At 63.0% G+C, this 19720-nt stretch carries 23 protein-coding genes; 11 read left to right on the top strand and 12 right to left on the bottom strand.

Annotated elements, in window-relative coordinates:
* Positions 1–67: 67 nt before the first annotated feature.
* On the bottom strand, positions 68–958 hold the full coding sequence (locus tag RPG13_RS08070; RefSeq protein WP_337124803.1) for a LysR family transcriptional regulator: 891 nt from the start codon (positions 956–958) through the stop codon (positions 68–70).
* A gap of 96 nt (positions 959–1054) precedes the next feature.
* Between RPG13_RS08070 and RPG13_RS08065 the strand changes: the two genes are divergently transcribed.
* On the top strand, positions 1055–2050 hold the full coding sequence (locus RPG13_RS08065; protein ID WP_095484446.1) for an aldo/keto reductase: 996 nt from the start codon (positions 1055–1057) through the stop codon (positions 2048–2050).
* A gap of 321 nt (positions 2051–2371) precedes the next feature.
* On the opposite strand, the gene pheT is transcribed toward RPG13_RS08065, so the two are convergent.
* The 8 genes from pheT to infC all read right to left on the bottom strand — a co-directional run bounded on the left by pheT (position 2372) and on the right by infC (position 9347).
* Positions 2372–4780 (bottom strand): phenylalanine--tRNA ligase subunit beta, encoded by a 2409-nt coding sequence (pheT, locus tag RPG13_RS08060; RefSeq protein ID WP_095484448.1) that lies wholly within the window; start codon positions 4778–4780, stop codon positions 2372–2374.
* Positions 4777–5214 (bottom strand): GFA family protein, encoded by a 438-nt coding sequence (locus RPG13_RS08055; protein ID WP_095484449.1) that lies wholly within the window; start codon positions 5212–5214, stop codon positions 4777–4779. Before RPG13_RS08055 ends, pheT begins: the two co-directional genes overlap by 4 nt.
* A complete protein-coding gene (pheS, locus tag RPG13_RS08050; RefSeq protein ID WP_095484450.1) occupies positions 5211–6296 on the bottom strand; it encodes a phenylalanine--tRNA ligase subunit alpha in 1086 nt (361 codons plus the stop codon). Before pheS ends, RPG13_RS08055 begins: the two co-directional genes overlap by 4 nt.
* A gap of 95 nt (positions 6297–6391) precedes the next feature.
* On the bottom strand, positions 6392–6793 hold the full coding sequence (rplT, locus tag RPG13_RS08045) for a 50S ribosomal protein L20 (RefSeq protein ID WP_006201247.1): 402 nt from the start codon (positions 6791–6793) through the stop codon (positions 6392–6394).
* A gap of 38 nt (positions 6794–6831) precedes the next feature.
* Complete coding sequence (gene rpmI, locus RPG13_RS08040; RefSeq protein ID WP_006201248.1) at positions 6832–7035, bottom strand: 50S ribosomal protein L35; 204 nt, start codon at positions 7033–7035, stop codon at positions 6832–6834.
* A 176-nt stretch (positions 7036–7211) separates the two neighbouring features.
* The gene (locus tag RPG13_RS08035; protein ID WP_337124802.1) at positions 7212–7868 is read right to left on the bottom strand and encodes a methyltransferase family protein; all 657 of its coding nucleotides are present in this window, start codon (positions 7866–7868) and stop codon (positions 7212–7214) included.
* A 145-nt stretch (positions 7869–8013) separates the two neighbouring features.
* Complete coding sequence (locus tag RPG13_RS08030; RefSeq protein WP_292648277.1) at positions 8014–8658, bottom strand: methyltransferase family protein; 645 nt, start codon at positions 8656–8658, stop codon at positions 8014–8016.
* A gap of 152 nt (positions 8659–8810) precedes the next feature.
* Positions 8811–9347: a translation initiation factor IF-3 gene (infC, locus tag RPG13_RS08025; protein ID WP_095484453.1), complete on the bottom strand. Its 537-nt coding sequence runs from the start codon at positions 9345–9347 to the stop codon at positions 8811–8813.
* 211 nt (positions 9348–9558) lie between these two features.
* Here infC and RPG13_RS08020 point away from each other — a divergent pair, with 211 nt between their 5' ends.
* From RPG13_RS08020 to RPG13_RS08005, 4 genes are all read left to right on the top strand, one after another.
* Positions 9559–10323, top strand: coding sequence for an alpha/beta hydrolase (locus RPG13_RS08020; RefSeq protein WP_292505651.1), 765 nt, complete (start codon positions 9559–9561; stop codon positions 10321–10323).
* Between the two features lie 4 nt (positions 10324–10327).
* A complete protein-coding gene (locus tag RPG13_RS08015; protein ID WP_292505653.1) occupies positions 10328–11470 on the top strand; it encodes a benzoate/H(+) symporter BenE family transporter in 1143 nt (380 codons plus the stop codon).
* Between the two features lie 117 nt (positions 11471–11587).
* The gene (locus tag RPG13_RS08010; protein ID WP_095484456.1) at positions 11588–12076 is read left to right on the top strand and encodes a DUF2852 domain-containing protein; all 489 of its coding nucleotides are present in this window, start codon (positions 11588–11590) and stop codon (positions 12074–12076) included.
* 99 nt (positions 12077–12175) lie between these two features.
* Positions 12176–12934, top strand: a complete 759-nt coding sequence (locus RPG13_RS08005; RefSeq protein ID WP_292505655.1) for a M48 family metallopeptidase — start codon at positions 12176–12178, stop codon at positions 12932–12934.
* A 9-nt stretch (positions 12935–12943) separates the two neighbouring features.
* On the opposite strand, the gene RPG13_RS08000 is transcribed toward RPG13_RS08005, so the two are convergent.
* The gene (locus RPG13_RS08000; protein WP_095484458.1) at positions 12944–13162 is read right to left on the bottom strand and encodes a hypothetical protein; all 219 of its coding nucleotides are present in this window, start codon (positions 13160–13162) and stop codon (positions 12944–12946) included.
* A 109-nt stretch (positions 13163–13271) separates the two neighbouring features.
* Here RPG13_RS08000 and RPG13_RS07995 point away from each other — a divergent pair, with 109 nt between their 5' ends.
* From RPG13_RS07995 to RPG13_RS07970, 6 genes are all read left to right on the top strand, one after another.
* Positions 13272–13931: a phosphoribosylanthranilate isomerase gene (locus RPG13_RS07995; protein ID WP_292505657.1), complete on the top strand. Its 660-nt coding sequence runs from the start codon at positions 13272–13274 to the stop codon at positions 13929–13931.
* Between the two features lie 86 nt (positions 13932–14017).
* A complete protein-coding gene (gene trpB / locus RPG13_RS07990) occupies positions 14018–15268 on the top strand; it encodes a tryptophan synthase subunit beta (protein ID WP_337124801.1) in 1251 nt (416 codons plus the stop codon).
* A 2-nt stretch (positions 15269–15270) separates the two neighbouring features.
* Positions 15271–16110, top strand: coding sequence for a tryptophan synthase subunit alpha (gene trpA / locus RPG13_RS07985; RefSeq protein ID WP_095484461.1), 840 nt, complete (start codon positions 15271–15273; stop codon positions 16108–16110).
* A gap of 36 nt (positions 16111–16146) precedes the next feature.
* Positions 16147–17073, top strand: a complete 927-nt coding sequence (gene accD / locus RPG13_RS07980; RefSeq protein WP_292648293.1) for an acetyl-CoA carboxylase, carboxyltransferase subunit beta — start codon at positions 16147–16149, stop codon at positions 17071–17073.
* A 62-nt stretch (positions 17074–17135) separates the two neighbouring features.
* The gene (locus RPG13_RS07975; protein ID WP_337124800.1) at positions 17136–18461 is read left to right on the top strand and encodes a bifunctional folylpolyglutamate synthase/dihydrofolate synthase; all 1326 of its coding nucleotides are present in this window, start codon (positions 17136–17138) and stop codon (positions 18459–18461) included.
* A 59-nt stretch (positions 18462–18520) separates the two neighbouring features.
* Positions 18521–18940 carry a VOC family protein gene (locus RPG13_RS07970; RefSeq protein ID WP_128243709.1) on the top strand — a complete coding sequence of 140 codons (420 nt, stop codon included), beginning with the start codon at positions 18521–18523 and terminating at the stop codon, positions 18938–18940.
* A 38-nt stretch (positions 18941–18978) separates the two neighbouring features.
* On the opposite strand, the gene RPG13_RS07965 is transcribed toward RPG13_RS07970, so the two are convergent.
* Positions 18979–19260 (bottom strand): cupin domain-containing protein, encoded by a 282-nt coding sequence (locus RPG13_RS07965; RefSeq protein ID WP_065011517.1) that lies wholly within the window; start codon positions 19258–19260, stop codon positions 18979–18981.
* Between the two features lie 129 nt (positions 19261–19389).
* Positions 19390–19713 carry a thioredoxin gene (gene trxA, locus RPG13_RS07960; protein ID WP_027152031.1) on the bottom strand — a complete coding sequence of 108 codons (324 nt, stop codon included), beginning with the start codon at positions 19711–19713 and terminating at the stop codon, positions 19390–19392.
* Positions 19714–19720: the final 7 nt, after the last annotated feature.

The raw sequence follows: 19720 nt of genomic DNA, 5'->3' as shown, positions 1-19720 counted from the left end.
AGTCCCCCTCCCCCTTGTGGGGAGGGGTTAGGGTGGGGGTACTTCCACATGCCTGCCTGGGCAGCTCTTATCCGCTCATCTTGAAGAAATCGACAAACGCCCTGAGTGCCGGCCGCATCTGGCGGCGGCTCGGGTAGTAGACGAAGAAACCGTCGAAGGGTTGGCACCAATCCTCCAGCACGCGAATGAGCCTGCCATCGGCAATCGCCTCGCGCACATAGTCCTCGAACAGAAAGGCAAGCCCGGCGCCATCGACCGCCGCATTGGCGATCAGATGATCCTCGTCGAGGATCAGTGGCCCTTGCACGGCGAGCTCGATTTCCTCGCCGCCCTTCTCGAATTCCCAGCGGTAGAGGATGCCGCTGGAATAACGAAACCGGAGGCAGCGGTGGCCGGCGAGATCATTGGGATGCCGTGGCTCTGGCATGGTTCGGAAATAGGACGGCGCGCCAACCACGGCGCCGCGAATGTCGGGGCCGATGCGCACGGCGATCATGTCGCGCTGCAGGCTTTCGCCGAGCCGGACACCAGCGTCGAAGCCGCCTTCGACGACGTCGGTGAAGCGATCCTCGATGACGATCTCCAGCACGATGTCCGGATAGGCCGCGGCAAAGGCGCCGAGCCGTGGCGTCAGCGCCAGATGGGCCGCGGTGCGCGGCACGGTGAGCCTGAGATTGCCGGCCGGCCGGTCGCGCGCCTCGACCGCCGATTCCAGTGCAAGGTCGATCTCCGACAGCGCAGGGCGCAGACGCTCCAGCAATTGCGCGCCCTCCTCCGTCGGGGCGACGCTGCGCGTGCTGCGCGCCAGCAGGCGAACGCCGAGCCGCGCTTCCAGACTGGAGATCGCGTGGCTGACCGCCGAAGGCGCGACGGCGAGCTCCCTGGCCGCACCGCGAAAGCTGCCGCATTGGGCGACGGTTGCCAACACGGCGAGTTGGGAAAGATAGGTTCGGTTCATTGATCTATTCTTTAGAACAACCCGTGCGAATGAGAGCCGATTATCGAACGCGATGCAAGACGCTATTTCCGTCGCATCACAACAAGGAGACGCGTGATGCAAACCCGCAAGCTTGGAAATGAACTTGACGTCTATCCGGTCGGCCTCGGCTGCATGGGGATGAGCTTCGTCTATGGCGGTCAGCCTGAGGCCGACGCGATCGCCACGCTGCGCCGCGCCGTCGAGATCGGCGTCAATTTCTTCGACACGGCCGAAGTCTATGGCCCCTACGAGAACGAGACCCTGCTCGGCAAAGCGTTGAAGCCGGTGCGCGATCAGGTGACGATCGCGACAAAATTCGGCTTTAAGATTCTTGAGGAAGGCAACGGCGTCGAGCGCATGGCTGGCGTCGACAGCCGTCCCGAACACGTCAAGGCGGTCGCCGAAGCCTCGCTCCAGCGGCTGGGCGTCGAGGTGATCGATCTCTACTACCAGCATCGTGTCGATCCCAACGTGCCGATCGAGGATACGGTCGGCGCCATGGCCGAGCTGGTGCGCGAGGGCAAGGTGCGCGCGCTCGGCCTGTCGGAGGCTAGTGCGGCGACCATTCGCCGGGCGCATGCCGTGCATCCGATATCAGCCGTGCAGAGCGAATACTCGCTGTGGAGCCGCGATCCAGAAGAAGAGGTGTTTGCCGTCTGCCGCGAGCTCGGCATCGGCTTTGTCCCATACAGCCCGCTCGGCCGCGGCCTGCTGACCGGCACGATCGCCAAGCCCGAAGCCCTCGGCGCCGACGACTGGCGCCTCACCCTGCCGCGCTTCCAGGCCGACGCCATGGCCGCCAATGCGGCCGTTATCGCCACGCTGGAGAGGATGGCAACCGAGAAGGGCGTCACGCCGGCGCAACTGGCGCTCGCCTGGGTGCTGCATCAGGGCGATTTCATCGTGCCGATCCCCGGCGCGCGAAAAATCCGCCATCTGGAGCAGAACGCGGCAGCGGCACAGATCGCGCTGAGCGACACCGAGGTGGCTTCCATCGGCGACGCCCTGTCGCCAGAAAAGGTCGTCGGCAAGCGCTACACCGAAGCGGCGCTGGCGCTGGTCAACGGATAAACATCGACGTCAGAGACAACCGAGAGGGGCGCTGCGGCGTCCCTTTTTTCGAATACGGCGGTGCAGAAGATTGCGAGACGTTGGCGGGACAGCGCCCCCCTCTGTCCTGCCGGACATCTCCCCCACTTGGGGGGAGATTGGCAGCTTCGCCGTCCCGCTCAGCTTCCTGCGTTGGTAGTCGGCGAAAGCGGAGGAGATCCGATCTCCCCCCTTGTGGGGGAGATGTCCGGCAGGACAGAGGGGGGCGCTGTCCCGCCAATGTCTGCGGAGAATACTAGGCTCATCACGGCACAACAGTGATCGCCAGGTTCCCGCAAGCCGTCACGCTCTGAGCACGCCACCGGTCTGCTTGTGCACATTCTCGACGATGCGCTTGGCCAGCGCCTCGAAATCCTCGTCGGTCAGCGTCTTCTCCACCGGCTGGATCGACACCTCGATGGCGATCGATTTCTTGGCAGCACCCAGCGACGCCCCTTCGAACACGTCGAAGACCGAGACATTGGTGATCAGCTTCTTGTCGGCGGCAAGGGCGGCGCGGGTCAGCGTGGCGGCTTGGACCGCTTTGTCGACGACAAAGGCGAAATCGCGCTTGACCGCCTGGAAGGCGGACAGTTCCAGCTTCGGCTTTGTCCGCGTCGGCTTAGCCTTCGGCTCGGGCACGGCGTCGACGAAAACCTCGAAGCCGCAAAGCGGGCCGGAGACATCCAGCCCCTCCAGCGTCTTCGGATGGAATTCGCCGAATGTCCCCAAAATGACTTTAGGCCCGAGCCTGATCGTGCCGGAACGGCCGGGATGATACCAGGCCGGCCCGCCGGCCTCGATCTGCAGCCGCTCGACCGGCGCGCCGCAGGCTTCGAGCGCGGCGATCGCGTCGGCCTTGGCGTCGAACACACCGACCGGACCCGAATTGCCGGCCCAATTGCGGCCGGAGCCGTCGAGCTTGGCCGTGCCGCGCCGCACACCGGCAGCGACGCGTCGCTGCTGGTCGGCGCCGTCCCCTTCATAGGTGCCCGACACTTCGAACAGCGCGACATCGCCGATGCCCTTGTCGGCATTGCGCTGGGCGGCGGCGATCAGGCCCGGCAGCAGCGACGGCCGCATGTCCGACATGTCGGCGGCGATCGGATTGGCGAGCTTCAGCGCGGTCTGGCCGCCACCGAACAGTTCGGCATGTTTTGCCGGAATGAACGACCAGGTGACGGCCTCCATCATGCCGCGCACCGCCAGCGCCCGCTTGGCCGCCCGGGTGCGGATCTGCAGCACGGTCAGGATCTTGGCGTTGACGGCATCATGGGCGCCGAGCGGCTGCGGCGCGATATTGTCGACGCCATGGATGCGCATGACCTCTTCGACCAGGTCGGCCTTGCCGTCGACATCCGGCCGCCAGGACGGGACCGCCACATTGACGACATCGCCCGCGCCTTCCGGCTTGAAGCCGAGGCGGTTCAGGATGCCGAGGCTCTCGTCCCTCGGCACCTCGATGCCGGTCAGCCGCTTCACTTCCGACAGCGGGAAGGAAACGATCTTCTCGACATGGCCGGCATAGCCGACGACTTCGGTTTCGGTCGGCGTGCCGCCCAAGAAATCCAGCACCAGTCTGGTCGCCAGCTCCACGCCGGGCACCATGAATTCAGGGTCGACGCCGCGCTCGAAGCGGTAGCGCGCGTCGCTGATGATGCCGAGCGTCCTGCCGGTGCGGGCGGTGGTGATCGGGTCCCAAAGTGCCGATTCGATCAGCACGTCAGTGGTGTTCTCGTCGCAGCCGGAATGCTCGCCGCCCATTATGCCGGCGATCGACTCGACGCCGTCCTGGTCTGCTATCACGCACATATCAGGCGTCAGCGTGTATTCGCGGCCGTCGAGCGCCAGCACCTTTTCGCCGTCGCGCGCTCGGCGCACGACCAGGTTGCCGGCGACCTTGTTCGCGTCGAACACATGCAAGGGCCGGCCGCGGTCGAAGGTGACATAATTGGTGATGTCGACCAGCGCGCTGATCGGCCGCAGACCAATGGCGATCAGCCTTTGCTGCAGCCATTTCGGGGACGGGCCGTTCTTCACGCCGCGCACCAGGCGCAGCGCAAAACCGGGGCACAGCTCCGGCGCTTCGATCGTCACCTTGACCGGCGTCTCGCCCTTGCCGGGGATCGCCTCGACCGGCGCGCTCTTAAGTTGGCCGAGCCCGCTCGCCGCCAGATCGCGGGCGATGCCATAGACGCTGGTCGCATCCGGCCGGTTCGGCGTCAAATTGATCTCGATCAGCGGATCGTCGAGATGGGCATAGGCGGCGAAGCTGGTGCCGACCGGCGCATCTTCGGGCAGGTCGATGATGCCGCCATGCTCGTCAGAAAGCTCGAGCTCGCGCTCGGAGCACATCATGCCGTGGCTTTCGACGCCGCGGATCTTGCCGACCGTCAGCGTCACGTCGATGCCGGGAACATAGGTGCCAGGCGCTGCAAAGGCGCCGATCAGGCCCGCGCGGGCGTTCGGCGCTCCACAGACAACCTGCACCGGCGGCCTGCCGTCGCCGGTGTCGACGGTCAGCACGCGCAGCCGGTCGGCGTCGGGATGCTGCACCGCCGTCAGCACCTTGGCGATGACGAAGGGTTTCAGGCTCGCCTTGTCGTCGACATGCTCGACTTCGAGGCCGATCGAGGTCAGCCGCTCGACGATTTCGGCCAGCGAGGCGTCGGTCTCGAGGTGGTCCTTGAGCCAGGAGAGAGTGAATTTCATGACTGTGTTCCGTCTGGTCTTTGCCCGTCAGGCCTGGGCACGCTGGTCTTCAGATGGCGCGGCAAGTCGTCCGGCATGTGCACGAAGGGAAGCTGCTCGCGTACATGGGCGTGGTGCATCGGCTTGAAATAGGCCGGCATGTCCATGGCGCCGAGCATAAAATAGATGTGGTCGGCCAGCCGCTCGTCGACATAGGCGATCGGCGAGCCGCAGACACCGCAAAAGGAGCGCGTCACCGACCCGTTCTCGAACATCTTCAGCGCCTTGCCCGTAAAGGCGACCTGCTCAGTCAGGAACCCGACGAAGGCCGACACCGGCGCGCCACTGGCCCGCCGGCAATCGCCGCAATGGCAATAGCTGACATGGTGCGGTTCGGCCGAAGCCTCGAACCGCACGGCGCCGCAGCGGCAGCCGCCGGTGTGGGCCGCTGTCATGCGCTCAAGCCTGCGAATAGCGTCGGCATGTCGAGCGGCCGGAAGCCGTAATGCGACAGCCAGCGCACATCGGCGTCGAAGAAGGCGCGCAGGTCCGGCATGCCGTATTTCAGCATGGCGATGCGGTCGATGCCCATGCCCCAGGCAAAGCCCTGATACTCGTCGGGATCGAGCCCGCCATATCTCAGCACATTGGGGTGAACCATGCCGCAACCGAGGATCTCCATCCAGTCGGAGCCTTCACCGAAGCGCACCTCGCCCGGCCGCGAACGGTCGCACTGGATGTCGACCTCCATGCTGGGTTCGGTGAACGGGAAGAAGGACGGCCGGAAGCGCATCTTGACCTGTGGCACCTCGAAGAAGGCCTTACAGAACTCCTCCAGCACCCATTTCATGTTGGCGACATTGGCTGTCTTGTCGATCACCAGACCCTCGACCTGATGGAACATCGGCGAGTGTGTGGCATCGGAATCCTGCCGGTAGGTTTTTCCGGGAATGACGATGCGGATCGGCGGCTTCTGCGCCTCCATGGTGCGGATCTGCACCGGCGAGGTGTGGGTGCGCAACAGCTTGCGCTCGCCCTTCTCGTCCGACTGGAAGAAGAAGGTGTCGTGCATCTCGCGCGCCGGATGGCCTTCCGGGAAATTCAGCGCGGTGAAATTGTAATAATCGGTCTCGATATCGGGACCTTCTGCGATGGCAAAGCCGAGATCGCCGAAGATCGCGGCGATCTCGTCGCTGACCTGGCTGATCGGATGGATACGACCGCGCTCGGCCGGCGATTGCCGCACCGGTAGCGTCACATCGACCTTTTCCGCCGCGAGCCTGGCTGCGATCGCCACGTCCTTCAGCTCGGCGCGGCGCGCTGTAAGCGCCTCGGTGACGCGGTTCTTGAGGCCGTTGATAGCCGGGCCTTTTATCTGGCGCTCTTCTGCGCTCATCGAGCCGAGCGTCTTCAGCATTTCTGAGACCGAGCCCTTCTTGCCGAGCGCTGAAACACGCACGGCTTCGATCGCCTGTTCGTCGGCGGCCGACGCAATGTCGGTCATCAGGGAATTTTCGAGAGTTTCCATATCACTCATGTTTCAGACTCGATTGGAAGCAAAGAAAACCCGCGCCAGCCGTGCCAGCGCGGGTTCCCCAAAATCAGAATTGCGAATGCTTGGGAAGCGCTGGCTTAGGCGACAGCGCTTTCAAAAGCGTTCGGCGTGGTGTTCTTGAGGTATTCGAGCGCGACCTTCGCCTTAGCCACAAGTGCGGCAAATGCCTGCGGCTCGTGGATGGCCATATCCGACAGGATCTTGCGGTCGATCTCGATGCCGGCCTTGTTGAGGCCGTCGATGAAACGGCCATAGGTCAGGCCATGCTCGTGGGTCGCGGCATTGATGCGCTGGATCCACAGAGCGCGGAACGAACGCTTGCGGTTCTTGCGGTCGCGGTAGGCATACTGCAGCGACTTTTCCACCGCTTGCTTGGCGATGCGGATGGTGTTCTTGCGACGGCCGTAGAAACCCTTGGCGGCTTTCAGGACCTTCTTGTGCTTGGCGTGCGAGGTGACGCCTCTTTTTACGCGTGCCATGTCATGATCTCCTTAAAACGCTGTCCAGACCGAATGCCTTAGAGGCCGTTCGGCAGAAAATTCTTGATGACCTTCTTGCCATCCGGTTCAGCCAGAACCATCGTGCCGCGGGCATTTCGAATGAACTTGTTGGAACGCTTGATCATGCCGTGACGCTTGCCGGCCGCAGCCGACAGGACTTTACCCGTACCTGTGATCTTGAACCGCTTCTTGGCGGCTGACTTGGTCTTCATCTTGGGCATTTTGCTACTCCGTTTATATGCGCATCATCGCGCTTTTTGTTCGCTTCAGGCCGACCAAAGCCCGAAAAGCAAATGAAACCGCCACGGCATGCCCTGCCGGGCGGTTTTTGGGAACGGCGGTCCTATACGTCAAAGCGGGCCGGCGCGCAACACCCAGTGCTCAGCAACACCAGCGCTCATGGGAAACGGAACAGCACCGGCAGTATGCCCGACTGTTGGGCGCCGTCGATCAACTCGAAAAACGGCAAGGCAACGAGGAACACCAATCCGTCCAGCAGCGTCGTGCGCAGCAGGCGCGGCTTGAAGCTGCCGGTGTCGCCTTCCTGATACAGCGAAAGCTTCGGGAAGAAGCGCGGCACCCGCGCCACATAGGCCTGGAATGGAGTGCCGAGGGCTTCCTTCAGGAACTTCTCTTCGCGCAGGATGACGACATGAAAGGCGGCGGCGCAAATCACCGCGAAGCCTACCGTCGCGGTGATCGAGCCCATCTGCGCGCCGACGCCGGCGGCAGCCACCGAGGAGAAGACATAGAGCGGATTGCGGGTAATCGAATAGGGTCCGCCGGTGACCACCTCGGAGGATTTGCGTCCGCCGATATAGAGCGTCGACCACAAACGCCCGACAATGCCGAGAAAGATCAGCAGGATGCCGACCATTTCGATCGTTTCGTGCGGCACGCTTTCGGGAGGAAAGGCAGATTGGCCGAACAGCAGCGCCACGAACATGACGAGCACGAGCACGGCAAGCACCATCCTGCGCGCGTGCTGGTAGCTGCCCAGCGCACGCCTGGCCTGCACTTGTTCGGCCTGCGCCGATTTAACTTCATTGAGCATGTCGGGAATCCGATCGTCGAGGAACTTTGCCGGCGATCGCAGCGTCTGGCTAAGAAAACAGGCGCCCCGCCGATCGCCGGGACGCCTTTGCAGGATAATTCAGGCGTATTTAATGCATGTCGCCTCTTTTGCCGGCATCCGCAGCTCAATACAGCCAGAAGAGGACGGGAATTACACCGCTTTCCTGTCCGGACTCGATGAGTTCGAAAAACGGTATGGCAGCCAGGAACATCAAGCCGTCGCGCAGCGTGTGATTGAAGACGCGCGGTGTGAAGGTGACCTTAGCCTGATCGCGAAAAAGCCGGGGATTGGGAAAAAACCGCGGCACCCGGGCGAGGTAGTCCTTGTACGGCGCCCCGAGCACGGTCGTCAAATGCCGTTCCTCGCGCAGCGTGACGATGTAGAACGCGGCCGCGCACAAAACCGCCGACGCCACCGAGACGATCACGCTGCCGGTCTGGGCGCCGATGCCGGCGGCCGCCACGGTAGAGAAAAAATACAAGGGGTTGCGCATCACCGAATATGGGCCGGTAGCAACCACTTCGGCCGACTTGCGATCGCCGATATAGAGGATCGACCAGAGCCGGCCGCCGATCCCGATCAGTATCAGGGCGACGCCGTACTGCCCCTCTATGCGTTCGTGGCCAAGCTCATCGTGCGCGGAGCCGCCGAAGATCAGCAAAGCGCAAAAAACACCGATCAGCAGCGCCAGCAGAAGGCGCCGGCGCCGCTGATAGCGGCCCATTTCGTCGAACGACTTTTCGATCGGAGAACGTGCCGCAGCGGCCATGGAACAATCCTTTTGCCGCGAGGACCGGCAACCAGGTTCCTTGTCGATGCAACTTGCGGAGAAATCATGGGCAACTTGCGGAGAAATCATGACGAAGACAAAAACAAAAACAAAAGGCCGCCGAAGCGGCCTTTGCTTTGACGGGATCGCTCTTAGCGGGGTGCCAGCACCATCATCATCTGGCGGCCTTCGAGCTTCGGTTCGGCTTCGACCTTGGCGATCGGCGCCACTTCCTCGCGAACCTTGTTCAGAAGCTGCATGCCGAGTTCCATATGCGCCATCTCGCGGCCGCGAAAGCGCAATGTCAGCTTGACCTTGTCACCTTCTTCGAAAAACCGCCGGACGGCTTTCATCTTGGTCTCGTAGTCATGACTGTCGATGTTGGGGCGCATCTTGATCTCCTTGATCTCGATGACCTTCTGGTTCTTGCGCGCCTCGGCCGCCTTCTTCTGGTTGGCGTATTTCAGCTTGCCGAGATCGAGGATTTTTACGACGGGCGGCACCGCGTTGGGCGATATCTCGACCAGATCGAGCCCAGCCTCTTCGGCGAGCAACAATGCGTCGTTGATGGAGACATCGCCGTGGTTCTGGCCTTCGGCGTCGATAAGCTGGACCCGGGGGACCCGGATGTCACGGTTGGAGCGCGGGCCCTCCTTGGTGGGCGCCGTTGCTTTGAAAGGTCTGCGAATGGTCGTGGTCTCCTTGAGCCGTTTCGTTCAGGATTTTCAGTTCAGATTTGTGAACGCGCCAATGTGGTGAGCGCGCGGCCGGAGTCAATAGCACAGCGTTCACAGGAAATCACCTGTTCCCTGACCGCAGCCTGCACCAAACGAAGAAACTTGCCGAGCGCTTTTCGTTGAACCGCCAGCCGTGCCAAAAGACCTGCCTGAGGAGTTAGCCATGACCGCACCGATTTTTCTCGACGTCGACGGAACCAGCATCGCTGTCAGGCGCGCTGCGGGTGCTGCACCAGGCATTGTCTGGCTCGGCGGCTACAAGTCGGACATGCTGGGCACCAAGGCCGAGAAGCTGTCGGAATGGGCGAGCGGGCAAGGTCGTGCTTTCCTGCGCCATGATTATTCCGGCCATGGCGAATCGGGTGGCGCCTTTGCCGACGGCACCATCTCGAAATGGCTTTCGCAGAGCCTCGCTGTCTTTCGCCATTTCACGCAAGGCAGACAAATCCTGGTCGGCTCGTCGATGGGCGCATGGATTGCGCTGCGCATGGTTCAGGAATTGCACAAGGCAGGCGAGAACCGCATCGCCGGCCTGGTGCTTCTGGCTCCGGCGCCGGATTTCACCGCCGAGCTGGTCGAGCCGGCCCTGACCAAAGCGCAGAAGCGAGACCTTGCCAAAAAGGGTTTTTTCGAGGAGCCGTCGAACTATTCGGCCGAGCCTTACGTCTACACCCGAGCGCTGATCGAGGACGGCCGCAACAACCTGACAATGACCGGGCCGATCGACACCCATTGCCCCGTTCACATATTGCAAGGGCTGGCCGATGCCGACGTGCCGTCGAGCCATGCGCTGAAACTGGTCGGCCTGCTGCCGGCCGACGACGTCACGCTGTCGCTGATCCCCGACGGCGATCACCGCCTGTCGCGGCCGCAGGATCTCGACATGCTGGTGCGGGCGGTCGACGCCATGGTGCGGCAGGCGGGGTAGAGACATGCGTATTTCCATTCCGATATCCGCCTTCGTCGCGGCGATCGTCGGCTTCGGCGGCACGCTGGCCATCGTCATCGCCGCTGCCAAGGCGGTCGGCGCGACGCAGGTCGAAACCGCGAGCTGGGTGACGGCGATCTGCCTCGCCATGGCGATCGAGAGCCTGTGGTTGTCATGGCGCACCAGGATGCCGGTCATCGCCGCATGGTCGACGCCGGGGGTGGCGCTGATCGCGGCATCTAGCGGCTTTTCAATCGGCGAGGCTGTCGGCGCCTTCATCGTCACCGGGATTTTGCTGATCGCCACGGGCCTGTTCAGGCCTTTGACCAAGCTGATCGCCAGGATACCGGCCTCGGTCGCGTCGGGAATGCTTGCCGGCATCGTCGTCACCTTCGCCATCAACGCGGTGAAGGCCATTCCCGCCGACCCGTGGCTGATCCTGCCGCTGATCGCCGCCTTCTTCGTCATCCGCCTGTTCAATCCGGCGCTCTCGGTGCTGGCGGTGCTGATCGGCGGCGGCGCTGCCGCCTTCCTCACCGGCCGGGTCGGTGGCCTGCCGACGCCGGAGCTTTCGACTTTGACGCTGATTGCGCCGCAGTTCACCGTCACGGCGATCATCGGCCTGGCGCTGCCGCTTTATCTGGTCACCATGGCCTCGCAGAACCTGTCCGGCCTCGCCGTGCTGAGGGCCGCGGGCTACCACCCAGACCCCGGCCCGCTGATCGGCGTCACCGGCCTGCTTTCGCTGCTGTCGGCGCCATTCGGGGCCTCGACCACCAATCTGGCGGCGATCTCAGCGGCGATCTGCACCGGCCCCGACGTGCATCCTGATCCGGGCGAGCGCTGGAAGACTGGTCCCTTCTACGCGCTTGCCTATCTCGTCTTCGCGATTTTCGGCGCCTCGCTGGTGGCGATCTTCGCCGTGCTGCCGCAGAGCCTGATCGTGCTGGTTGCCGGGCTGGCGCTGATGGCACCGCTCGCCAACGCGCTGTCGATCGCCTTGAAGGAAGACGGCGAGCGCATGGCCGCCACCGTCACTTTTGTCGTCACCGCCTCGGGGCTGACGCTGTTCGGCGTCGGCGCGGCGTTCTGGGGCCTGATTGCGGGCCTGGTCATCCTTTTCCTTGAAACTCTCAAAAAGCGATAATCATTTCAGCTGCTTGTCCGGTTTTGGCTGACACTGTCTTGAATCGCCGTTTTTCCCTTCCCATTTCGATTCCACGCAGCCGGGTTTGGCTGTCTCCAACTGAAGGATTGGGAGAAAATGAACACATCTGCATTGATCCGTCCGGCCTGGACGCCGGCAACCATCGCACTGATGGTGATCGGCTTCATGGTGTTCTGGCCGCTCGGCCTCGCCATGCTCGCCTACATCATCTGGGGCGACCGGCTTGAAGGCTTCAAGCGCGACGTCAACCGCGCCACCGACGGCATCTTCGCCGGCTGCCGCCGCAGTTCCGACAAAGCGGCGCGCTGGGGCCACGGCTCCGCCCGCACCGGCAACGTCGCTTTCGACGACTGGCGCGAAAAGGAACTCGAGCGGCTCAATGAAGAGCGCCGCAAGCTCGACGAGATGCTGAGCGAGTTCGACGAATATGCCAGGGAACTGCGTCGCGCCAAGGACCAGGAAGAGTTCGACCGCTTCATGGCGAACCGCAACAAGTCGACGTCGCCTACAACCGGTGGATCAACCGGCTCGACGGGGACCGGCAAACGCGGTGGCAAATCCACGCCAGGCCTACTGGACGAGTAAGGCACTTGCCCCGATAAATAATCAAAAAACGGCGTCGCGTCAGCGGCGCCGTTTCTTTTATGTTCTATTCGTTTTCCTCGAATCACGTATCGTCGCCCCATGTCATTCGGCTTCTTCCGCAACCTGACCAAACCCAGGCTCGCCCCCGTCGTGGAGCGAGAGCATTGTGTTGCCGGCCGCACGCTGCCGCTCAAGATCGTCGAGAGCGACCGGGCGCGGCGCCTGACGCTGCGCATCGATTCCGGCGGCCGTGGCTTGCGCATCACCGTGCCGCCGGGCTTGCGCCGTGGCGAAGTCGAAAAATTCCTGGACCGCCATCAAGACTGGCTGGAGCAGCGGCTGGCCAAGGTGCCCAACCGGCCGCAGGTGCGGCCCGGCATCAAGGTACCGGTGCGCGGCGTGCCGCATCGCATCGTTCATGAGCCTTCGAAACGCGGGACCGTCACGCTGTCGCGCGACGAGCGCGGTCCGCTGATGATCGTGCACGGCGATCGCGTGCACCTGCCGCGCCGCATCGCCGATTTCCTCAAGCGCGAAGCCAAGCGCGAGATCGAGGCGCTGGTGGTCAAGCATACAGGCGCGGTCGGCAAGCGCGCCAAGGCTATCCGCTTCAAGGACACGTCGAGCCGCTGGGGATCGTGCACCTCCGACGGCAATTTGTCCTTCTCCTGGCGCATCATGATGGCGCCATCGCCTGTTATAAACTATCTCGTCGCGCATGAGGTGGCGCATCTCAAGGAGATGAACCACGGCCCGAAATTCTGGAAATTGTGCGAGCAGCTTTGCCCCGACACCGAGCGCTGCAAGGATTGGCTCAAGCGCAATGGCGGCGCGCTGCAAGCGATCATGTTCGAGTAGATCGCCCGATCAATCGTCGTTGGCGGCGTTCAGCTCTTCGGGACGTAAGCCTTCGTCGGTATGGCGCGGCCATGGCAAGAAATTCTTCTCGAAGGCATCGTTGCTGAAATAGGCCAGCGCGCGATGTGCCTCGGCGCCGTTGAAGGCGGCCTTGTCCATCAGATGAGCGATGACCTCGTGGGCCTGGGCGATCTTTTGCCTTAGTTGGGCGACGGTTTGGTCTGCCATGCTTGTTTGCTCCCGCCTGTACTGTCTGAAGTAAGGTAGCGCGTTCCGCGCTGGTGGCAAACATGCGCTTTTTCTCGACTCTTTTGCCGTTTCGTGCCAATCCCGCGCCATGGCGCTCGACATCAAGATATGCGGACTGAAGACCGACAAGGCATTGGCCGCGGCATTGGCCGGCGGCGCCAGCCATGTCGGCTTTATTTTCTTTGCCAAAAGCCCGCGCTATGTCGAGCCGGCGGAAGCCGGCCGCTTGCGCGAAGCGGCAATCGGCAAGGCCAAGGCGGTTGCCGTGACGGTCGACGCCAGCGACGCGTTTTTGAATGAAATCGTCGAAAAGATGCAGCCCGATATGCTGCAGCTGCATGGTTCGGAAACGCCCGAGCGGGTGGTCGAGTTGAAGGCGCGCTATGGCCTGACGGTGATGAAGGCGCTGTCGGTCAGCGACGCTGTCGATCTGGAGCGGCTAAAACCCTTCGTCGGCGTTGCCGACCGCTTCCTGTTCGACGCTAAGCCGCCGAAGGGTTCGGAACTGCCGGGCGGCAACGGCGTTGCCTTCGACTGGCGCATTCTGGCCGGTCTTGACGCAGGCGTCGATTACATGCTTTCCGGTGGGATCAACGCCGCCAATATCGGCGATGCCCTTCGGCTTGCCAACCCGTCCGGATTAGACATTTCCTCGGGCGTGGAAAGCGCCCCGGGCGTCAAGGATCCGGCGCTGATCGAACAGTTTTTCCGGGCCGTCAGGGCAGCACGCGACAACCGCGCCGCCTGAAGGATAGAACCCGGAGCATGTCCCGGAAACGTGGAAACCGGTTTTCCGACAAGGACATGCTCCAAACAAGAAGTAGGAGATCGGCGATGGACAAGCCGGCGATACCCAATTCCTTCCGCACCGGACCCGACGAACAGGGCATGTTCGGCATCTTCGGCGGTCGTTTCGTTGCCGAAACGCTGATGCCGCTGATCCTCGACCTGGAACGGCACTGGAACGAGGTCAAGGACGACCCGGATTTCAAGGCCGAGCTGACTGACCTTTCGACCCACTATGCCGGGCGGCCGTCGAAGCTTTATTTCGCCGAAGGCCTGACCAGGCATCTTCGTGAGGTTTCCGCGGCGAAGGGCCTCGGGGGCGGCGCGAAAGTCTATTTCAAGCGCGAGGATTTGAACCACACCGGCTCGCACAAGATCAACAATTGCCTCGGCCAAATCCTGCTGGCCAAGCGCATGGGCAAGAAGCGCATCATCGCCGAGACCGGCGCCGGCCAGCACGGCGTGGCGTCGGCCACGGTGGCGGCGCGTTTCGGCTTTCCGTGCGTCGTCTATATGGGCGCAACCGACGTCGCCCGGCAAAGCCCGAACGTCTTCCGCATGAAGCTGCTCGGCGCCGAGGTGCGGCCGGTGACCGCCGGCCACGGCACGCTCAAGGACGCCATGAACGAGGCACTGCGCGACTGGGTGACCAACGTTGAAGACACCTATTACCTGATCGGCACTGCCGCCGGCCCGCACCCCTATCCGGAGCTTGTGCGCGACTTCCAGTCGGTGATCGGCATTGAGGCGCGCGCGCAGATCCTCAAGCAGGAAGGCCGGTTGCCGGACACGATCATCGCCTGCGTCGGCGGCGGTTCCAACGCCATCGGCCTGTTCCACCCCTTCCTTGATGACAAAGAGGTTCGCATCATCGGCATCGAGGCCGGCGGCCGCGGCCTGGACGGCATCGAGCACTGCGCCTCGATGAGCGCCGGCGCGCCCGGCGTGCTGCACGGCAACCGCACCTACCTTCTGCAGAATGCCGACGGGCAGATCATGGACGGGCATTCGATCTCGGCCGGCCTCGATTATCCGGGCGTCGGGCCGGAGCATTCCTGGCTGCGCGACTCAGGGCGCGTCGACTATGTGCCGATCCTGGATGACGAGGCGCTAGAGGCGTTCCAGCTGACGACGCGCGTCGAAGGCATCATTCCGGCGCTCGAATCCGCCCATGCCATCGCGCATGCGGTGAAGATCGTGCCCGCCATGGACAAGGACCAGATTGTCATCGTCAACCTGTCCGGCCGCGGCGACAAGGACGTGCATACGGTGGCCAATATGCTGGGCATGGAGATCTGATCATGACCACCCGCATCGACCGCCGCATGGCCAAGCTGAAGGCCGAAGGCCGCCCGGCGCTCGTCACCTATTTCATGGGTGGCGACCCGGACTACGACACCTCCCTGTCGATCATGAAAGCGCTGCCCGGCGCCGGCAGTGACATCATCGAGCTTGGCATGCCGTTTTCCGATCCGATGGCCGACGGCCCGGCGATCCAGGCGGCCGGCCTGCGCGCGCTAAAAGGCGGCCAGACGCTGGTCAAGACGCTGAAGATGGCGTCGGAATTCCGCGCCGGAGACAATGAAACGCCGATCGTTTTGATGGGCTACTACAATCCGATCTACATCCACGGCGTCGACCGCTTCCTGAGCGACGCGCTGGCCAGCGGCATAGACGGGCTGATCGTCGTCGACCTGCCGCCGGAAATGGATGAGGAGCTGTGCATTCCGGCACTGAAGGCCGGCATCAATTTCATCCGGCTGGCGACGCCGACCACCGACGACAAGCGCCTGCCCAAGGTGCTGCAGAATACCTCCGGCTTCGTCTACTACGTGTCGATGACCGGCATCACCGGCTCAGCCCTTGCCGACACCGGCAAGGTGGCGGCGGCGGTCACGCGCATCAAGGGCCATACCGACCTGCCGGTCTGCGTCGGCTTCGGCGTCAAGACCGCCGAGCAGGCGCGCGTAATCGGCGCCAATGCCGATGGCGTCGTCGTCGGCACCGCGATCGTCAATGCGGTCGCCAATGTTCTGGGGCCGAAGGGCGAAAAAACCGCCGACCCGGCCGAGGCGGTCGCCACGCTGGTCAGCGGGCTTTCGCAAGGCGTGCGCGCGGCTCGCCTTGCTGCCGCCGAATAGTCTTCCTACGTCTTCGTCAGGACAGGAGCCGAAGCGATGAACTGGATCACCAACTACGTTCGCCCGAAGATCAATTCGATGCTCGGCCGGCGCACCGACATGCCTGAGAACCTCTGGATCAAGGATCCCGAGACCGGCGAGATGGTCTTCCACAAGGATCTGGAGCAGAACCAGTTCGTCATCCCATCCTCCGGCCACCACATGAAGATCTCGGCCAAGGAGCGGCTGAGATTCTTCATGGACGACGGGAAGTACGAGACGCTCGAAAATCCCAAGGTGGTGCAGGACCCGCTGAAATTCCGCGACGAGAAGCGCTACACCGACCGGCTGAAGGACGCCAAGGCCAAGACCGGCCTGGAAGACGCGATCATCAATGCGCTGGGCACCGTCGAGGGCCTGCCGGTGGTGGTGACCGTGCAGGACTTCGCCTTCATGGGTGGCTCGCTCGGCATGGCCGCCGGCGACGCCATCGTTCGTGGCTTCGAGGTCGCCTTGCAACGCAAGCGGCCGCTGATCCTGTTCGCAGCGTCCGGCGGCGCCCGCATGCAGGAAGGCATCCTGTCGCTGATGCAATTGCCGCGAACCACGATCGGCGTCGATCGGCTGAAGGAGGCCGGTCTTCCCTATATCGTCGTTCTGACCAACCCAACCACCGGCGGCGTCACCGCCTCCTACGCCATGTTGGGCGACGTGCACATCGCCGAGCCCGGCGCGCTGATCGGCTTTGCCGGGCCGCGCGTCATCGAGCAGACCATCAGGGAAAAGCTGCCCGACGGCTTCCAGCGCTCCGAGTATCTGATGGAGCACGGCATGGTCGACATGGTGGTGTCGCGGCTGGAGATGCGCCAGACGATTGCGCGGCTCCTGAAAATGCTGCTCAAGCTGCCGGAAGAGCAAAAGCCGCTGGAACCGGAAATCCTGCCGCCGGCGGCGATCCCGGCGGAAGCACGCCCGCAAGCCTGACGCGACATCCTTCGTCGCGAACCGCGATTGCGCGCCATCTGTGGCGCGCCTAGGATTCTCCCATGACCACGCTTGCCGCCGACCGCGAAATCGAAAGCCTGATGTCGCTTCATCCGAAGGGCTTCGATCTTTCGCTCGACCGCATTTCGCGGCTGCTGGAGCGGCTGGGCAATCCGCAGGACCATCTGCCGCCGGTCATCCACATCGCCGGCACCAACGGCAAGGGCTCCTGCGCCGCGTTTTCGCGGGCGCTGCTCGAAGCGTCCGGCCACCGCGTCCATGTCCACACATCGCCACATCTGGTGAACTGGCATGAGCGCTACCGACTGGCCGCCGACGGCGGCGGCAGGCTGGTCGAGGACAAAGTCTTTGCCGACGCCATCGCCCGGGTCGCCAAGGCCAATGAGGGCCAGAAGATCACCGTCTTCGAAATCCTCACCGCCGTCACCTTCCTGCTGTTTTCCGAACATCCGGCGGATGCCGTCATCATCGAGGTCGGCCTCGGCGGCCGCTTCGACGCCACCAATGTCATCACCGAGCCGGCGGTGTCGGTGATCATGCCGGTCTCACTCGACCACGAATCCTATCTCGGCGACCGTGTCGAACTGATCGCCGCCGAAAAGGCCGGCATCATCAAGCGCGGTTGCCCGGTGGTCATCGGCGCGCAGGAAAGCGAGACGGCGCTTCAGGTGCTTATCGAAACCGCCGAGCGGCTCGACTGTCCCGCCTTCGTCTATGGCCAGGATTTCCTCGCCTTCGAGGAAAACGGCCGCATGGTCTATCAGGACGAAGACGGATTGATGGACCTGTCGCCACCGCGCCTGCCGGGGCGCCACCAGTTCGCCAATGCGGCGGCGGCGATTGCGGCAGTCAAGGCGGCGGGCTTCGAGATCAGCCATCGCGTCGCCGACAAGGCGATGGCCAATGTCGCCTGGCCGGGGCGGATGCAGAAGTTGCCGCAAGGCAGGCTGACGGAACTGGCGCCGAAGGGCGCCGACATCTGGCTCGACGGCGGCCACAATCCGGGCGCCGGCGTGGTCGTCGCCGAGGCGCTGGCCGAGCAGGAGGAAAAGAACCCGCGGCCGCTGTTCCTGATTTCCGGCATGATCAACACCAAGGACCAGAGCGGTTATTTCAGCGCCTTCAAGGGTCTGGTGCGGCATGTCTACACGGTACCGGTGAGCCTCAGCGACGCCAGCGTGCCAAATGACGAACTGGCGGTCCGCGCCGTCGAGGCCGGCCTATCGGCCGAACCGGTGAGCTCCGTCGCCAATGCGCTGATGTTGCTGCGCGATACCTGGGACGGACCGCCGCCGCGCATCCTGATCAGCGGCTCGCTCTATCTGGCCGGCGCTGTGCTGGCCGAAAACGGCACGCCGCCGGTTTGAGGCTCTGGTTCACCAGGCCATGATGACGGACTTCGTCAAATCACCACGAGGAGTCAGCCATGATCAACGTAAAGCAGCTCGCTCACGTTTGCATCTTCGCAGATGATCTCGAAGTGACGCGAAGCTTCTATCGGGACGTCCTCGGCATGGACACCCAGTTCAACTTCCTGCGCGACGGCAAGATTTTCGGTTTCTACCTTAATTGCGGCAGCCGCAGCCACGTCGAGGTGTTCCAGAAAGACGGGGCCAACTATAGCGACTTGAACCAGATCAACCACTTCTGCCTTGAAGTGGAAAACCTTGACGCCGCGATCGCCCACGTAAGAGCGAAAGGCGTTGAAGTCACGTCAAAGAAACACGCATGCGATGATACCTACCAGGCGTGGATTCGCGACCCTAACAACGTGAAGATAGAACTGTTTGAATACACTGAGAAAAGTGCGCAGTTCGTCGGAGGCGATCGTATCGCGGATTGGTGATCGCCTCACGCCTACGGCGGAGACGGCCTCGGTGGGGACTACTTCAGCTCAATCTCGATGAAGGCATACTCGCCCTCATTGGCATTGATGACGTCATGCTCCACGCCCTCCTTGCGGAAATAGGGCGCGCCCTTCTTCATTTCGGCGAAGGATTCGCCGTCCTTGGTCAGGAGCTTGAGCTTGCCGTCCATCAGCGGCACGATGACATAGTCGTGGCCATGACGGTGCCAGCCGGTGTTGTCGCCCGGCGCGAAGCGATATTCGGTGACGATGACGCGCTCATTGTCGATGAAGACGGTGGCTTTGGCGGATCCGGTCATGTCGTTCTCCTGCTTTAAGCCAGACAAGAACATGACGCGGCAAGTGGCGAGTGCCAGATCGGCGGATTGGTGACACCAACAAAAAGCCCGGCGCGAGGGCCGGGCTCGTCTGCGAAATTTTCGGTCGGATCAGGCGAGATTGCCGTTGATCCAGTGCGACAGCGCCGTCTTCGGCGCGGCGCCAACCTTCATGTCGGCCATTTCGCCGCCCTTGAAGATCATCAGCGTCGGGATAGAGCGCACGCCGAACTGCGCGGCCAGCTCCGGATTCTCGTCGATGTTGAGCTTGGCGATCTTCACCTTGCTGCCGAGTTCGATGGCGATGTCTTCCAGCGCCGGCGCGATCATCTTGCACGGGCCACACCATTCCGCCCAGAAATCGACCACGACCGGCTCCTTGGCGTCAAGCACATCGGTCTGGAAGTTGCTCTTGTCGACCTTGACGGTGGCCATGCGAAAA

Origin of the sequence: Mesorhizobium sp. ISC15, assembly GCF_037162615.1 — a bacterium.
GTDB lineage: Bacteria > Pseudomonadota > Alphaproteobacteria > Rhizobiales > Rhizobiaceae > Mesorhizobium > Mesorhizobium mediterraneum.
Note: the sequence above shows the minus strand (reverse complement) of the source record. Positions and strands in the feature narration are given on the sequence as shown.

Bases quoted from the DNA above. Each gene is read 5' to 3' on its own strand.
- RPG13_RS08070 (WP_337124803.1), bottom strand. From the start codon at position 958: ATGAACCGAACCTATCTTTCCCAACTCGCCGTGTTGGCAACCGTCGCC.
- RPG13_RS08065 (WP_095484446.1), top strand. From the start codon at position 1,055: ATGCAAACCCGCAAGCTTGGAAATGAACTTGACGTCTATCCGGTCGGC.
- pheT (WP_095484448.1), bottom strand. From the start codon at position 4,780: ATGAAATTCACTCTCTCCTGGCTCAAGGACCACCTCGAGACCGACGCC.
- RPG13_RS08055 (WP_095484449.1), bottom strand. From the start codon at position 5,214: ATGACAGCGGCCCACACCGGCGGCTGCCGCTGCGGCGCCGTGCGGTTC.
- pheS (WP_095484450.1), bottom strand. From the start codon at position 6,296: ATGAGTGATATGGAAACTCTCGAAAATTCCCTGATGACCGACATTGCG.
- rplT (WP_006201247.1), bottom strand. From the start codon at position 6,793: ATGGCACGCGTAAAAAGAGGCGTCACCTCGCACGCCAAGCACAAGAAG.
- rpmI (WP_006201248.1), bottom strand. From the start codon at position 7,035: ATGCCCAAGATGAAGACCAAGTCAGCCGCCAAGAAGCGGTTCAAGATC.
- RPG13_RS08035 (WP_337124802.1), bottom strand. From the start codon at position 7,868: ATGCTCAATGAAGTTAAATCGGCGCAGGCCGAACAAGTGCAGGCCAGG.
- RPG13_RS08030 (WP_292648277.1), bottom strand. From the start codon at position 8,658: ATGGCCGCTGCGGCACGTTCTCCGATCGAAAAGTCGTTCGACGAAATG.
- RPG13_RS08020 (WP_292505651.1), top strand. From the start codon at position 9,559: ATGACCGCACCGATTTTTCTCGACGTCGACGGAACCAGCATCGCTGTC.
- RPG13_RS08015 (WP_292505653.1), top strand. From the start codon at position 10,328: ATGCGTATTTCCATTCCGATATCCGCCTTCGTCGCGGCGATCGTCGGC.
- RPG13_RS08010 (WP_095484456.1), top strand. From the start codon at position 11,588: ATGAACACATCTGCATTGATCCGTCCGGCCTGGACGCCGGCAACCATC.
- RPG13_RS08005 (WP_292505655.1), top strand. From the start codon at position 12,176: ATGTCATTCGGCTTCTTCCGCAACCTGACCAAACCCAGGCTCGCCCCC.
- RPG13_RS08000 (WP_095484458.1), bottom strand. From the start codon at position 13,162: ATGGCAGACCAAACCGTCGCCCAACTAAGGCAAAAGATCGCCCAGGCC.
- RPG13_RS07995 (WP_292505657.1), top strand. From the start codon at position 13,272: ATGGCGCTCGACATCAAGATATGCGGACTGAAGACCGACAAGGCATTG.
- trpB (WP_337124801.1), top strand. From the start codon at position 14,018: ATGGACAAGCCGGCGATACCCAATTCCTTCCGCACCGGACCCGACGAA.
- trpA (WP_095484461.1), top strand. From the start codon at position 15,271: ATGACCACCCGCATCGACCGCCGCATGGCCAAGCTGAAGGCCGAAGGC.
- accD (WP_292648293.1), top strand. From the start codon at position 16,147: ATGAACTGGATCACCAACTACGTTCGCCCGAAGATCAATTCGATGCTC.
- RPG13_RS07975 (WP_337124800.1), top strand. From the start codon at position 17,136: ATGACCACGCTTGCCGCCGACCGCGAAATCGAAAGCCTGATGTCGCTT.
- RPG13_RS07970 (WP_128243709.1), top strand. From the start codon at position 18,521: ATGATCAACGTAAAGCAGCTCGCTCACGTTTGCATCTTCGCAGATGAT.
- RPG13_RS07965 (WP_065011517.1), bottom strand. From the start codon at position 19,260: ATGACCGGATCCGCCAAAGCCACCGTCTTCATCGACAATGAGCGCGTC.
- trxA (WP_027152031.1), bottom strand. From the start codon at position 19,713: ATGGCCACCGTCAAGGTCGACAAGAGCAACTTCCAGACCGATGTGCTT.